Raw genomic sequence first — 14,482 nt, 5'->3', positions numbered from 1 at the left:
AGCGAGTAATCGCGCTGTGTCCGTTTCACACCTTGTCCCATCGGGTTCTCCATTTATTGGGGGGAAAGGTGTAAACCATATTCAGGACGGGACACTGAAATATAAAAAGCCCTGATGATCAGGGCTTTGTTGTTTCTGCTGTTGGCGTAACCAGCTCAGAGGCGGGTCGCCCGGATGGAGACCTGCGGCAGCGCCATTTCGTGCTGGGCCGCCACCAGTTGCAGCTCGTAAGCTCCCGCCAGCCAGGTGCGGGCCAGCACGGCATCAACGCTGGCATTGGTAAGTTCGAACGCCGCGACCGGGGTACAACCGGCCAGCAGATTGGCCAGCATGGTGGCGCTCAGCAGATCCCCCACCCCGATGGGGTGGCGAGCAAAAGGGTAGAGCGGGCGGGAGAGGTGAAAGGTCCCCTCCTCGCACACCAGCAGCATTTCGAAGCGGTCCATGGCAAAACCGGCCTTGCCCAGATGCTTGACCATCACCAGCTTGACCCCTTGCGCGCGCAGTTGCTGGCACGCCTCGATGGCCTCCGGCACATTGCGGATATCGCGGCCGGTGAGCTGTTCCAGTTCCAGCAGATTGGGAGCCAGCATATCGGCGCAGGCCAGTGCCCTGGTTTTCAGAAAATCGGCGACGCCGGGTGCCACTATGCACCCCTTGTCGGGGTGACCCATCACGGGGTCACAAAAATAGAGGGCGGCCGGATTGAGCGCCTTGAGCCGGGCCACAGCAGCCAGGATCTCCTCCCCCTGTTCGGCCGAGCCGAGGTAGCCGCTCAGCAGCGCATCGCACTCGGCCAGCACACCGATCTCCGCCAGGCCGTTTACCAGCTGACGGATATGGCCTCCGGGCATCACCATCCCCTGCCAGCCTTCGCGGTATTGGGTGTGGTTGGAGAACTGCACCGTGTTCATCGGCCACACCTCGATCCCGAGGCGACGCATGGGAAAAACGGCGGCGCTGTTGCCGGCACAGCCAAAGACTACGTGGGATTGAATGGAGAGCACTCGCTTCATGGTTGGCGACTCACGCAATAAGAACAGGAATTCCGGAGGGAAAAACGGGCCTTGCGGCCCGTTGTTGTCACTTTCGATGGTTGTCGATATCGATTAACGCAGCACCTTGACGGTGTAGCTGCCATCGGCCTGACGATAGAGGCCGTGGATGTCGGTCTCGAAGCCCGGGTAGTGGGCACCGATCTCGCACAGCATCTCGAGGAACTCGAGCACCGGCAGAGAATCTTTGGTCACCATCTCGCCCGGCAGTACCAGCGGTACTCCCGGCGGGTACGGCAGGATCATGTTGGCGCTGATGCGGTCAACCATGTCACGCAACGGCACCTCTTCCAGATTGCCCGCCAGCTCTTGCTGCCATGCAGCATGCGGGGTCATCTTCATCTCCGGCAGCACGTCGAACGCCTTGAACATCAGCTCCGGCAGACGGTATTTGCAGGTCAGATCGTGGATGCTCTGGGCCAGCTCCTGAATGCGCATCCCTTCGTAGAAGCTCGGGTCTTCACGATAGAGGCTCGGCAGGATGTTCTTGATGGTCAGGTTCAGGTCGTAGCCACGCTTGAACTCGGTCAGGGCACGCAGCAGCTGCATCGCCTTGGACTGATCGATACCGATAGAGAACAGGAACAGCATGTTGTAGGGGCCGGTCTTCTCGACCACGATGCCGCGCTCGTCGAGGAACTTGGAGACCAGAGAGGCAGGGATGCCCTTCTCCAGCAGCTGGCCGTCACGACCCATACCCGGAGTCAGCAGGGTGACCTTGATCGGATCCAGGTACATGTGGTTGTCATCGATGTCCTTGAAGCCGTGCCAGTCATCTTTCGGATCCAGCTTCCAGCACTCGACGGTGTCGATGTTGTCCGGCTGCCATACGTCGAAGAACCAGCCTTCGCTCTGATCACGCAGACGCTTGATCTCTTTGCGGAAGGAGATGGCGCGATCGATGGAGTCCTTGATCAGACGCTTGCCGGTGTTGCCACGCATCATGGCAGCGGAGATCTCGGTCGATGCCACGATGCCGTACTGCGGCGAGGTGGAGGTGTGCATCATGAAGGCTTCGTTGAAGGTCTCCTCCTCCACGTCACCCTTGATGTGGATCATCGAGGCCTGGGAGAAGGCCGCCAGCAGCTTGTGGGTGGACTGGGTTTCGTAGAACACCTTGCCCGGCATCGCTTCGCCGCTCATGCCGCACTTGCCTTCATAGATCGGGCTGAAGTTGGTGTAAGGCACCCAGGCACTGTCGAAGTGGATGTAAGGGGTATCCAGACTCTCCTTGATGAAGCCGGTGTTGTAGAGCAGGCCATCATAGGTGGAGTTGGTGACAACGGCGTAACGGGGAGCCTGGGCACCCGGTGTCGCGGCGACCTTGGCAGCGATGGTGTCGCGGCTGAATTCGCTCTGCGGGATACCACCCAGAATGCCGTAGGCGTTGCGGGTCGGACGGAAGTAGATCGGGGTCACGTCGTTCATCATCATCAGGTGAGTGAGCGACTTGTGGCAGTTGCGGTCAACCAGCACTGTGCTGCCCGCCGGTGCGGAGAACATGCCGACGATCTTGTTGGCAGTGGAGGTGCCGTTGGTGACGATATAGGAACGATCAGCGTTGAAGGTACGGGCGATGTACTCTTCGGCTTCCTTGTGCGGACCCGAGTGATCCAGCAGGGAGCCCAGCTCCGGCATGGAGATGGAAACGTCAGCCTTGAACGCGTTCGGGCCGTAGAAGTCATAGAAGATGCTGCCGGCCGGGCTCATCTGGAAGGCGGTACCGCCCATGTGACCCGGAGTACAGAAGGTGTATTTACCCTCTTCCACGTACTTGAACAGCGCCTTGGTAAACGGCGGCAGGATGGCGTCCTGATACTCCTGAGTGGCTTGACCCATCTTGAGGGCGATGTCGTCAGCCATGCCGAGACGGTACTCGAAGAAGTGGACGTTCAGACGCAGGTCGGTCAGGTGAATATCCAGGGTGGACTGGTCGTTGGCGAAGGCGAAGATCGGCAGCTTCTCGTTGCGATCGTGGATCTCCTTGCACAGGCCCAAAGAGTATTTGTCCCAGTCGAAGATGGCGCCGCAAACGCGGGGGTTCTTCTCGATCAGTTTCAGCAGGTCAGCGACGTCGACCGGATAAACAACCTCGAAACCCTTGCGCTCGAGGGAGGCTTGCAGCTGGCGAATGGGTTCTTCTTTAAAGAAAACGCCCAGGTGGTTGAGGATGGCAATGATATTCATCGTAATGCTCCACACGTAAAGGGGCGCTCTCCATCAGGGATGGTGAGTGAAGAGCGCTCGGAAGATAAAAGGGGGAATTAGTTGCTGGGTTGTTCGTTCAGCAGGGCGTCGTGCTGACGCAGACCCTGTTTTTTGGCGTAGAACATCAGGATGATGAGCGACACCACGAAGGTAGCGGTAAGGTTGGAACCCTTGGCCCCCATCAGGGCCACCAGACAGAAGACACAGGCAACACCGGAGAAGATCATCGCGCCGATGCTGCGGGAGGTCATGCCCTCGAAGCGGATCAGGTTAATGCTGGAGTAGAAGTAGGGCAGCATGGTCAGCAGCACCGCATCTGTGGTCAGCACGTTGAAGAGATCGGCAGCGTGAGCGGACTGGGAAGTGAAGGCGGTCAGGCCAACCATCAAGGCAGTCATCTTGAGGGAGCCCAGGATCAGACCCTTCTTGGCCACACCGTTCTTGTCCACTTCGCCGTAGATTTTCGGGAAGTTGCCGTCGTTGGCGGCACGCTTGCCCGCTTCGCCCACCAGCATCATCCAGGAACCGAGCGAGGTGAAGCAGGCCAGGGCGGTGAAGGCAGAAACGAATGGCGCAGACCAGCTACCGAAGATGGCGGAAGAGGCCATGGCAAACGGGGCGCCGGAGGCAGCCACTTCACCGGCCGGGAACATGCCGCTGATCACCTGGGTAGAGAGGATGTAGATAACACCGGCAATACCGGTACCCAGCATGGTAGCGAGCGGTACGGTACGCTTGGGGTTCTTTACCATGCCGGAAGAGACGGCGGCAGATTCAACACCGACGAAGGACCAGAGGCAGATCAGCACGGCGCTGATGACCGCATGCAGGTCGCTGCCGCTGGTGGTGTTCCAGTTCTGGCTATAGACAGTGGCATCAAAATGACCCCAGCCCATCACCGCTGTACCGACAACTGGCAGCAGGATCAGCACCAGACCCAGAGTACAGAGTCGGCTCACCCAGCTACCGCCAAGCAGGTTGACGAAGGTGAAGATCCAGACGGCAGCGATGGTGGCTGCGGCGGCCGGAATTGGGCTATTGAGAATGGGGAAGAAGACCGAGAGGTAGGAGACGCCGGTAATGGCGATGGCCAGGTTACCGATCCAGTTGGCGTGGTAATAAAGCACACCGGTCTGGAAACCGAACACCGGAGAGATCTCGCCAGCGTAAGCAATGGGGCCACCCTCTTGCGGGTTCTTGGTAGCAAGGCGGGCGAAGACAAAGGCGAGGCCCATGGCGCCTACCAGACAGATTGCCCAGCTAAAGACAGAGATGGAGCCGATGGTGGCCAGTGCCGAAGGCAGCAGCGCGATGCCACTCCCCATCATGTTGCCAGCCACCACACCTGTACAGGCGATAAGGCCAATCTTCTTGCTCGTATCTAGGGACATAAGATCTCCGGTTCTATAAAAGGTCGGGTCGTCACATACACATTTGGCGGAACGCCCCGCCAAAGAATGGGCACAGACTAGGCCTCTCATCCCCGGAAAACATAAAGACCAGCTAACGGATAAAAATATGAGGCAACTTTTTTCGCCGCTTCACCACTTTTTTATAAAAATCATTTAAAAACAGAACCTTGACGTCATGTCGCACCACCATCTTGATAAAACCTTGATATCAGACAGCCCCGTTCTTGTCCCTTGATAACCCCCTTATCTCGCCGCCTTGATATTTTTGGCCAGATAAACCCGGGATAAAGCAGCTCCCAATGCACCCCCTCCCCTTGTAACCATCCGAACGCCCAGCTGACCATCACCCTGAGTGGCCGCTCACCTCCTGCTTGACCCTCCGCTCGGCTCATCACAATCCAAACTCAGAGGTAAAGCGCAACGGCGATAACCAGTAAGCAATGAGAAATGGGTCGTGACGGACAGCTTATCCCGCCGCCAACAATGAGCAGATGTCACAAGCTGCGCGCGGCGCAAAGCCGGGCAAACTCGAGTGCCGCGAATGCTGCGTGCAAGACAAAGGCAAATGGGGATAGTGGGGAGCTGCGGGGGATAAATCCGGCCGCACCAGAGCGACTATCCCCGGTGGCAAACAAGCAGGATTGAAACAAGCAGAAACCGCACAGGCCGCCCGAAGGCAGCCTGTGGATGGGGTCGGCAACCGCACCGACCGGGGGAAAACCAAAACTGCGGCGCTAGAAGAGCTTCACCTTGCTCTGGCCCAGCGCATTGAACAGAGCCGGGGTGAGGCTCTCCATATTGCTGTAGAAACCGAGCTGCTGGCAGAGCAGATAGGTCTGCTCGGTCGCCTCCATCAGAAAGGCCTGACTGTAGGCATCCCCCGCCGCCTCGGGACGACCGTCCAGCTCCGCCAGCTTGCCCTGCAGTATGTAATAGAGCACAGAGCGGCCGCGACTCGCCGCCTTCTCCAGCAGATAGTTGGCCTGCTGTTGCTGGCCGTTGAGGATCGCCTGCAGGGTCAACGCCTCCCACACCCGGGCTGGCAGGGCGCCGCTGTTTTGCACCACGCTGGCGAGATGGGTGCCAATCCCCTGCAGCCGCTCGCTCTCGGATTTGCCCGCCAGGGTGGCCAGCGCCTCGCCAGCCAGATAGCGCTCCGCCAGCAGCAGCGGCTGATCCGGATGGGCAATCAGCGCCTGCTCCAGCAGATCGATGCCGCGTTTGAGGGCGACCGGATCCCGGCTGTTGATGTAGTACTGCGCCTCCATCATCGCCATCAGGGAGGCATCATCGGTGGGCCAGCCCATCCCCGGCTCGGCATCGGGTTGGTCGAGGGCGCGCAGCAGATCCTGGCTGCTGGCCTGCAACACGCCGTGCACACTGTGGCGACTGAGCTGGTATTGATGGCTGAACAGCACCCGGTTGGTATTGATATTGCGATACTCCAGATCGAGATAGGTGCCGCGCGGCTGGCGGGTGACCCGCACACTCAGCTCCTTGCCGGGCATGATGCCCCCCATCAGAGTGGTGGCACCATACTGCACCCGCAGCGGCGTGGCCACCGCCACCTCCCCCATCAAGGCGCGGGTAATGCCGTCGGCGAGGCGCACGTTCTCGTTGTTGTCATCCATACCGGAGTGGAAGCGGAACACCAGCAGATTGGGATCCAGCATGGCGTGTACCTGGGGGCTGGTGTGCTGGTAGCTGAGCATGCTGACAATGGCGATCAGCACGATGGCAACGAAGATATCGAAACTCACCATCTTCCAGCGGCTGCGAGCATCCTTGGCATGGGTGGAGATGGCGCGGGTCAGGGGCCCGGCGGGAAAAGGGGCGACATTGGGCTGTGCATCATCATCATCCTGCTCAGCCACGGGCGGGCTCAGATCGGATAGAGTCGGGTTGTCGGAGAGAGCTGTATTGACCGCAGGAGCGGGCTGCTCGTCCGCCATCACCACGGAAACCACCTGTAGCGGCCGCACCGGTGCCACCAGCTTGTAGCCGCGCTTGGGTACGGTGACGATATAGTCGGTCGCATCGGTGCGACCATCTTTGAGGATCTTGCGCAGTTCGAAGATGGACTGGGTCACCACCTGATCGGTCACCTCGGCGCCATCCCACACCTCGTTGATCAGGGCATCGCGGCCAAACACGGTGCCGGCATTATGGGCCAGAAACCGCAACAGGTTGACCAGTCTGGGTTCGAGGTAGACCTCGCGGTCGGGGCGACACAACATGTTGTCGTCAACGCTCAGGGTCCAGTCGTGGATCTCAAAAACCGATTCGCTCATGATTCACTCGCTGCAGATGGTGACAATGCACGATGAGAGAGACGCAAAACCCGGGCTGACTGAACGGAACAAGGCGCTATCACCACAGGTGACAGATAAAAAGAGAACCGAAGCAATCACATCTCTGAGAGTCAGTCTGGCCAGGCCATCCTGTTTACGTCTGAAGGGCATCCTTGCGGGCATTCCGACCACCGGGATCGGAAGGGATCACTTTAAGCAAAACGGGAGCTGGATCCCACTTTTTTTGGCTATAAATCGCCGTTGAGTTGATCCGACACCGCACTTTTCGGCAAATAGCGTGCCAACTAGTATTCATATGAACATCCCATATGCCGAAATCAAAAAGCCCTGAACATCAGGGCTTTCTCATTTCTTCGACCATCGGGGAGACGTTACTTCGCCACTGAGAGCGCATCCTGCTGACGACTACGGCGCAGATGACGCCGCCACAACGAGAAGCAGCCGTAGCCAAGACTCAGCACCACCGCATAGAGCACCTGAGAAGCGAGCGCCACCAGTACCAGAGCGCAGAGCAGCACGCTCACCCCAGCCAGCCCCTTGCCCACCCCGCCGAGCAGGCGCCAGCCCGCCGCCATGCAGAGCAGATAGACCAGCACGAAGTTGCCGTTGGCGTAGCGGATCAGCTCATCGAGCGGCAGTCGCAACCAGATGATCAGGGTGATGCAGAGCAGGCAGATGGCTAGCACCAGAGTGAGCGCCCGCAGCGGCGCGCCGCGGGCGGTGAGCACGGCCAGCGAGGGGGGCAACTTGCCTTCCCGCGCCATGCTCCAGATCAGCCGGGCAAAGCCCTGAATGTAGATGTTGATGCTGGCAAAACAGGAGAGGTAGCCGAGCACCGCCACCAGCCACTTGGCGGTGGGGCCGAACAGCAGCGCCAGCAGGGAGGGGATGGCGGTGGCGTTTTTCGCCTCATCGCCGTAGAGGCCATATTTGAGCACCACCAGCGAGTGTACCCAGTAGATAAGCCCCGCCAGCAGTACACCGCCGAGCAGGGCAATGGGATAGTCCCGCTCCGGCCGCTTGAACTCCTCACCCATGTGAGCAAAGGCTTCCAGCCCGACGAAACACCAGAACATCACCGCCAGCGCCGTAGCCATGGCGGGCCACTCGTCCGCGCTCGGCAGCGGCCGGGCCGCATCGCGCCAGCTCACCTCCCCCTTGAACCAGATAAGCAGGGTGAGCCCCAGAATGGCGAGCGCAATCAGCAGTTGCAGGTTGCCGGAAGATCGCGCCCCGCGCAGCCCCAGCAGAAAGACCCCGAGCAGGGTGAGCAGCTGGATGGCCCAGAGGGTCCACTCCCCCATCTCGAACAGGGCGTGCCAGAAACCGGCGGCAATCATCAGGGCGGCAGGCAGCCCCACCGGCAGCACCGCCAGAAAGAGGAAAGCGGAGAAGCGCTCGGCGCCGTTGCCAAAAGCGAGGCCGATCAGGTGCGGCGCGCCGCCCGCATGGGGATAGCGACGGCCGAGGCGAGCGAAGGTAAAGGCGATGGGCAGCACCAGCGCAATCAGCAGCAACCAGGCCCAGAGCGAGGCCCCGCCCGCCAGCGAGGCGGCAGTCGCCGGTACCACGAAGATCCCGGTGCCGAGCAGCGAGGTGGCGAGCAGCCCCATCCCCTGCCAGAGCCCGAGATCCTTTTTCAACCCAGACATATCCTTTTGTCCTGACTAAAAAAACATCCCGCCATGTTAGGCCTCCACCGCCCCTTTGTTAAGCACGATGGTTAAGCGTGGCGGCGAAAATATGCAGCCTTTTATTCAGGCTCGAGCCCAGCTTGCAGGAATTCGGCCAGAAAATCCCCCAGCAGGGTGATCTTGAGCACCTGCCGCCGCGCCGCCGGATAGATGAAATAGAGGGTCTTGGCAGGGCTCTGATAGCGACCAAGCAGCGGCAGCAAACGCCCCGCAGCGATATGCTCACGCACCTGTTCGGCTGGCTGCAAGGTGATGCCAGCCCCCGAGAGCGCAGCCGTCAACAAGGCTGGCCAGTGATTGATGCGCAGGCGCGAGGCAACCCGCACCTCCTCGCTCTGGCCATCCTCGCCAACAAATTGCCAGCGCTCGTGCTCGCCCCAGTTGCCATGCAGACACTGGTGGCGAGCGAGATCGGCCGGATGACGGGGCACGCCGTGGCGATTGAGGTAGTAGGGGGCAGCGCAGAGCCGGTAGTGCTGGGTCAGCAGCGGACGGGCAATGAGTGCCTCATCCTGCGGGCGCAGGGTGCGGATGGCGGCGTCAAACCCCTCCTCCACCAGATCGACCCAGCGCGGGGTGAGCTGCAGATCCAGATCCAGCTTGGGGTAGCGGTCGAGAAAAGCGGGCAGCAGCGGCACCAGCCGGTGGTGGCCAAAGCTGAGGGGAGCGGCGATGCGCAGCCGTCCGGCCGGCTCGGCCAGCAGGTTCTGGGTGAGCGACTCGGTCAGTGCCAGCTCCTCCAGCACCCGCTGGCAGCGAGCCAAAAACAGCTGGCCCAGCTCGGTGAGGGTCTGCTGGCGGGTGGTCTTGTGAAACAGCTTGCCTCCCAGCCACTGCTCCAGCCCCAGCACATGCTTGCTCACCATCTGGGCGCTGATCCCCTCTTCGCTCGCCACCGCGCTGTAGGAGCCGAGATCCACCACCCGGGTGAAGATACGCATGCTGGTCAATCGGTCCACAACCCCTCCTTTTTGCCCGTTTCAAGGCCGTTTGGCCCGCGACCAAGGCACTGATTCACAACCAAAAGTTTAGTAAGAAATAGATTTTAGCCAATTTATTCAACTTTTGGTTACCAATACAGTGATGCCATCCCTTCCCCACAGGATAAATCCCCATGAAAAGTACCTATCTGGCCGCATTACTGGTCGGTCTGCTGGCGAGCGGCGCCAGTCAGGCTGCCGAGAGCAGCTTTATCAGCAACCACGATCAGGCCCCTGCCTCAGCAACTCAAGCCCAGCCCGATATCTTTCGGGTCAGCCTGCTCGGCACCGGCACTCCGGTGCCCCAGATCAGCCGGGGCGGCTACAGCACTCTGGTCGAGGCGGGCAACCAGAAGCTGGTGTTCGATTTTGGCCGCAACTCCGCCACTCGCCTGTGGCAGCTGCATATCCCCATCGGCCGGGTCAACGCCTTCTTCCTCACCCACTTTCACTCCGACCACACCAACGGGCTGGCGGATCTCTGGCTGACCGGCTGGCTGCAACCGGCCTATGGCCAGCGCCACGCGCCGATGGAACTCTACGGCCCCAAAGGCACCACAGCTCTCGCCCGTGGCTTGCAGCAGGCCTACGCCACCGACATCGCCACCCGGGTCAAGGATGAGGGAACGCCGCTGGACGGGGTGGAGATCAACAGCCACGAGGTCACCGCCGGGGTGGTCTACAACCATGACGGGGTCAAGGTGACTGCCTTTGACAACGACCACGGGGTCAACATCAAGCCGTCATTCGGCTATCGCATCGACTATCACGGCCACAGCGTGGTGCTCTCCGGCGATACCCGCTACAGCCCCGAAGTGGTGAAGCAGGCCAAAGGGGCCGACCTGCTGGTGCACTGCGTCTCCATGACCTCTGCCGAGCAGATGAAGGCCAACCCCGGCTACAAGGCGATCGCCGGTCACCTCGCCTCCCCCGAGCAGGCGGCTCGGGTAATGAACGAAGCCAAACCGGCGCTGACCGTGTTCAGCCATATCGGCCTCAACGGCAAGATCAGGATCAAAGATCTGGCGCAAGATCTGCGCGCCCGCTACTCGGGCCCCTTTGTCATCGGCAACGACCTGATGCAGATCGACCTGCCCACCACGGCCTCCGGCAAGGGCTATGCCCTCTGGCAGTCGGAGAATATCGACAACAAATAGATGGCACGGATGCCGGTCAGCCATAGCCGGCATCCGCAATCGACACCGGGGGCTATCTTTAAGGGGTGTTTGACCACAAGGAGTTATCTCTATGAGCCTGAAATGGAAGCACCTCGCCCTGGCCACTCTTCCCTTGTTCGGCATGTCGGTCGCTCAGGCGGCGGTGTTGACCAGCCTTGAATGGCCCCCTTACACCAGCGCCAGCCTCCCTGAGCAGGGCAAGAGCAGTCAGGTGGTGACCGCAGCCTTTGCCCTGGCTGGCGACCCGCTGACCATCAAGTTCTATCCCTGGCAGCGGGCCGTGGACGAGGCGACCAACAACCCCGAGGTACTGGGTTATTTCCCCGAGTATCTCGACCCCAAGAGCAGTTGCCTCTTCTCCGACCCCATAGGTAACGGCCCCCTCGGCTTTGCCCAGCGAGCCGATCAGCCGGTCACCTGGCAGACCCTTGATGACCTCAAGGGCAAGAAAATTGGTGTCGTCACCGGCTATGTGAATACCACCGAGTTCGACGAAAAAGTGGCCAGCAAGGCGCTCTCGGCTGACGCCACCAGCTCGGACAGCCAGAACCTGCTCAAGCTCGGCAACGGTCGGCTCGATCTGGCGGTTATCGACCAGAATGTGATGACCTATCTGCTGGAGAGCGATCCCCAACTCAAGGACGTTGCTGCCAACCTCGGCTTCAACGGCAAGATCCTCGAGGACAAGTCCCTCCACGTCTGCTTTACCAACTCCGCCAAGGGGAAAGAGGCGCGGGACAAATTCAACAAGGCGCTGGCCAGCGACGAGGTGAAGAAGCTGATGAAGTAGCGATACCGCATCCGCTCGCCGCCCCAAAAAGCCATAAAAAAAGCCGCCTCTTGCGAGGCGGCTTCTTCATTCAACTTGGTAACCGGAGTTATCAGGCAATCAGCTTGTAGATGATACCGGACATGGCGATCAGGCCGATGATGGTCACGAAGCCGTTGCTGATGTTGCCAGCGTATTTGCGCATGGCCGGAACCTTGGTGATGGCGTACATCGGCATCAGGAACAGCAGCATTGCGATGATCGGGCCGCCCAGGTCTTCAATCATGCCGAGGATGCTCGGGTTGATGGTGGCGATGGCCCAGGTGGTCAGGATCATGAACACGGCAGTGACTTTGTTCAGTTGCTTGGTGTCAACGTTCTTGCCCTTCTCGCGCAGCGCCTTGGCCATCAGGCCGTTCATGCCTTCTTGCGCACCCAGGTAGTGACCCAGGAAGGATTTGCTGATGGCAACCATGGCGATCAGCGGAGCCACAGTACCGATAACAGGGTTATCGAAGTGGTTGGCCAGGTAGGACAGGATGGAGATGTTCTGTTCTTTGGCAGCAGCCAGGTCAGCCGGGGAGAGGCTCAGTACGCAGCTGAATACGAAGAACATAACGGTCATTACCATCATGACGTGGGCGCCCAGCAGGATGTTGCTGCACTTCTTCTCGGCACCTTCACCGTAACGACCTTTGTTGTCCACCGCGAAGGAGGAGATGATCGGGGAGTGGTTGAAGGAGAACACCATTACCGGGATAGCCAGCCACAGGGTCTTGATGAAGTCACCGTTGAAGGCGTCGGACAGGGCCGGAGCTTCAGTGATGATGGCACCGTTCCAGTGCGGGATCAGGTAGAACGCCAGACCCATCAGGGTGAGTACGAACGGGAATACCAGCACGCTCATCGCTTTGACGATAACCTGGCCGCCCAGACGAACAACCGCCATCAGACCGAGGATCAGGGCCAGTGACAGAACGGCACGGGGAGGTGCAGACATGCCCAGCTGGTGAACAATCACGCTCTCGACGGTGTTGGTGATGGCGACTGAATACATCAGCACGATCGGGTAGATGGCAAAGAAGTAGAGCAGGGTGATGAATTTGCCTGCGGTCTTGCCGAAGTGCTCTTCTACTACTTCAGTGATGTCGCCATCACGGGTAGAGCCGGACAGCACGAAGCGGGTCAGACCACGGTGAGCAAAGAAAGTCAGCGGCAGCGCCAGGATCAACATGGCAACCAGCGGCCACAGGCCACCTACACCGGCGTTGATTGGCAGGAAAAGCACACCGGCACCGATCGCGGTACCGTACAGACCCAGCATCCAGACCACATCGGCCTTGTTGACGCCGCGGGAGGTGTTGCTGGCTAAACGACCATCAGCTGCAATATTCATGTCAGACATACGTTGTTCCTGTCATCTAGGAAAATGGGATTCTTGTTTGGTCGGGCCTTGGCCCGGTTCCATCTCCCTGGAACGCCTGCTGTCCGTCCTTGATATTAACCTCTCGCCCCCCGGCAACCTCGCCATCACTCCTTGTGACAACAGGATTGCAACAAACAACAGTGCGAGATTTTGACCCTGAGGGTCGGCGCCCGTTTCACTTAACAACCGATTAACGTGCGCCACTCTTGATGGGCTGACTTTAATTAAATGCCCTTATTAATCACAGCGTTTTTTTGAATTAATCAACCAAAGTTTGATTTTGGTCGCCTTTCGGACGACCAAGATCACACTCAAAGCGCCTTATTGTGAGTTTTTTTTAACAATTCAACTTAGTTTCACTGGAATCAATGGCCTGCGAGCAGCTACATATTTGCAACAAGCCACCCGTTTAGCGCGGATTGTGTGCAGCACGGCCTTGGCGTACCCTTGTGACTTACGCCTTTTTGTTGATTGATGATGACCATTACCCGTACCGATCTCGCCGAACTGGCGGTATTTGCCGCCGTCGCCCGTCACCGCAGTTTCAGCAAGGCCGCCCTCGAACTCGGGGTCTCCGCCTCCGCCCTCAGCCACAGCCTGAAGGGGCTGGAAGCCCGTCTGGGGGTGCGGCTGCTCAACCGCAGCACCCGCGCCGTGGTACCGACCGAAGCGGGCCAGCGGCTGCTCAAGCAGCTGCTCCCCACCCTCAATACTCTTGAAGAGGCGCTTTGCGAGCTGGCCCGCAACAGCGATGAACCGGTGGGGCGACTCAAACTCTGCGCCCCCCGCGGCGCCATCGACAGCCTGCTGGCACCTGTGCTGATCGACTATCTGGCCCGTTATCCGCGGATGCAGGTGGAGGTGGTGGAGCAGGAGCTGATGCCCCGGCTGATTGAAGATGGCTACGATGCCGCGCTCTTTTATGGCGATCTGCTGCCCAAGGAGATGATCGGCATCCCCCTCGGCCCGCCCCAGCGTTATCTGGTGGTGGGCTCCCCGGCCTATCTGGCGGAGCACGGTACGCCGGAGCACCCGAGCGAGCTGAGTCGCCACGCTTGTATCGGCTATCGCCTCACTCCGCACCATCACTATCGCTGGGCCTTTGCCGCCGATGGCACCATGCTGGAGATCGAAGTGACCGGGCCGCTCACTACCAGCACCCCGGCCCTCTATCTGGGCGCCGCCGAGGCGGGGCTGGGGCTCGCCTACTGTCTGGAAGAGGAGGTGAGCCAGAAGGTCGCGGAGGGGAAACTGCTCACCGTGCTGGAGCCCTGGTGCCCCACCTTTGCCGGTTTCTACCTCTTCTATCCCAGTCGGCATCAGCTGGGCAGCGGCTTGCGCATCCTGATCGACATGCTCAAGGCTCACTACCAAAACCCCGGATTAGTGAGTAATACTCAGCAATTCATCAAGTGAAATCCTGATTATCACCAAATAAGTATTAATCT

The 14,482-nt window shown here is 59.7% G+C and carries 10 protein-coding genes; 3 read left to right on the top strand and 7 right to left on the bottom strand.

What is annotated here, in order from left to right:
* Positions 1-155 precede the first annotated feature (155 nt).
* The 6 genes from pdxY to AB5Y82_RS05560 form a co-directional block, all read right to left on the bottom strand.
* Positions 156-1,016, bottom strand: a complete 861-nt coding sequence (pdxY, locus tag AB5Y82_RS05585; RefSeq protein WP_111901532.1) for a pyridoxal kinase PdxY — start codon at positions 1,014-1,016, stop codon at positions 156-158.
* 93 nt (positions 1,017-1,109) lie between these two features.
* Positions 1,110-3,242 carry a lysine decarboxylase CadA gene (locus AB5Y82_RS05580; RefSeq protein WP_111901533.1) on the bottom strand — a complete coding sequence of 711 codons (2,133 nt, stop codon included), beginning with the start codon at positions 3,240-3,242 and terminating at the stop codon, positions 1,110-1,112.
* Positions 3,243-3,319: 77 nt separating this feature from the next.
* Positions 3,320-4,654, bottom strand: a complete 1,335-nt coding sequence (cadB, locus tag AB5Y82_RS05575; RefSeq protein WP_005347861.1) for a cadaverine/lysine antiporter — start codon at positions 4,652-4,654, stop codon at positions 3,320-3,322.
* 755 nt (positions 4,655-5,409) lie between these two features.
* Positions 5,410-6,966, bottom strand: a complete 1,557-nt coding sequence (cadC, locus tag AB5Y82_RS05570; protein WP_111901534.1) for a lysine decarboxylation/transport transcriptional activator CadC — start codon at positions 6,964-6,966, stop codon at positions 5,410-5,412.
* A 392-nt stretch (positions 6,967-7,358) separates the two neighbouring features.
* Positions 7,359-8,639: an L-methionine/branched-chain amino acid transporter gene (yjeH, locus tag AB5Y82_RS05565; protein ID WP_368173755.1), complete on the bottom strand. Its 1,281-nt coding sequence runs from the start codon at positions 8,637-8,639 to the stop codon at positions 7,359-7,361.
* A 101-nt stretch (positions 8,640-8,740) separates the two neighbouring features.
* The gene (locus tag AB5Y82_RS05560) at positions 8,741-9,640 is read right to left on the bottom strand and encodes a LysR family transcriptional regulator (RefSeq protein WP_368173754.1); all 900 of its coding nucleotides are present in this window, start codon (positions 9,638-9,640) and stop codon (positions 8,741-8,743) included.
* A gap of 155 nt (positions 9,641-9,795) precedes the next feature.
* Between AB5Y82_RS05560 and AB5Y82_RS05555 the strand changes: the two genes are divergently transcribed.
* Together AB5Y82_RS05555 and AB5Y82_RS05550 are read left to right on the top strand one after the other, a co-directional pair.
* Positions 9,796-10,818, top strand: a complete 1,023-nt coding sequence (locus AB5Y82_RS05555; RefSeq protein WP_368173753.1) for an MBL fold metallo-hydrolase — start codon at positions 9,796-9,798, stop codon at positions 10,816-10,818.
* A gap of 91 nt (positions 10,819-10,909) precedes the next feature.
* Entirely contained in the window at positions 10,910-11,629 is a 720-nt protein-coding gene (locus AB5Y82_RS05550) for an ABC transporter substrate-binding protein (protein WP_150998761.1), read from the top strand.
* 91 nt (positions 11,630-11,720) lie between these two features.
* On the opposite strand, the gene AB5Y82_RS05545 is transcribed toward AB5Y82_RS05550, so the two are convergent.
* Positions 11,721-13,013: an HAAAP family serine/threonine permease gene (locus AB5Y82_RS05545; RefSeq protein WP_005338498.1), complete on the bottom strand. Its 1,293-nt coding sequence runs from the start codon at positions 13,011-13,013 to the stop codon at positions 11,721-11,723.
* A 498-nt stretch (positions 13,014-13,511) separates the two neighbouring features.
* On the opposite strand from AB5Y82_RS05545, the gene AB5Y82_RS05540 reads away from it, so the two are divergent.
* Entirely contained in the window at positions 13,512-14,450 is a 939-nt protein-coding gene (locus AB5Y82_RS05540) for a LysR family transcriptional regulator (protein ID WP_042055187.1), read from the top strand.
* The last annotated feature ends 32 nt before the right edge of the window (positions 14,451-14,482 follow it).

The organism is Aeromonas sp. s13 (assembly GCF_040907905.1).
Taxonomy (GTDB): Bacteria; Pseudomonadota; Gammaproteobacteria; order Enterobacterales; family Aeromonadaceae; genus Aeromonas; species Aeromonas veronii.
The sequence above is the reverse complement of the archived record's forward strand: the minus strand, read 5'-3'. Positions and strand labels throughout refer to the sequence as shown.

Coding starts and splice junctions, on each gene's coding strand:
- pdxY (WP_111901532.1), bottom strand. CDS start 1,016: ATGAAGCGAGTGCTCTCCATTCAATCCCACGTAGTCTTTGGCTGTGCC.
- AB5Y82_RS05580 (WP_111901533.1), bottom strand. CDS start 3,242: ATGAATATCATTGCCATCCTCAACCACCTGGGCGTTTTCTTTAAAGAA.
- cadB (WP_005347861.1), bottom strand. CDS start 4,654: ATGTCCCTAGATACGAGCAAGAAGATTGGCCTTATCGCCTGTACAGGT.
- cadC (WP_111901534.1), bottom strand. CDS start 6,966: ATGAGCGAATCGGTTTTTGAGATCCACGACTGGACCCTGAGCGTTGAC.
- yjeH (WP_368173755.1), bottom strand. CDS start 8,639: ATGTCTGGGTTGAAAAAGGATCTCGGGCTCTGGCAGGGGATGGGGCTG.
- AB5Y82_RS05555 (WP_368173753.1), top strand. CDS start 9,796: ATGAAAAGTACCTATCTGGCCGCATTACTGGTCGGTCTGCTGGCGAGC.
- AB5Y82_RS05550 (WP_150998761.1), top strand. CDS start 10,910: ATGAGCCTGAAATGGAAGCACCTCGCCCTGGCCACTCTTCCCTTGTTC.
- AB5Y82_RS05545 (WP_005338498.1), bottom strand. CDS start 13,013: ATGTCTGACATGAATATTGCAGCTGATGGTCGTTTAGCCAGCAACACC.
- AB5Y82_RS05540 (WP_042055187.1), top strand. CDS start 13,512: ATGACCATTACCCGTACCGATCTCGCCGAACTGGCGGTATTTGCCGCC.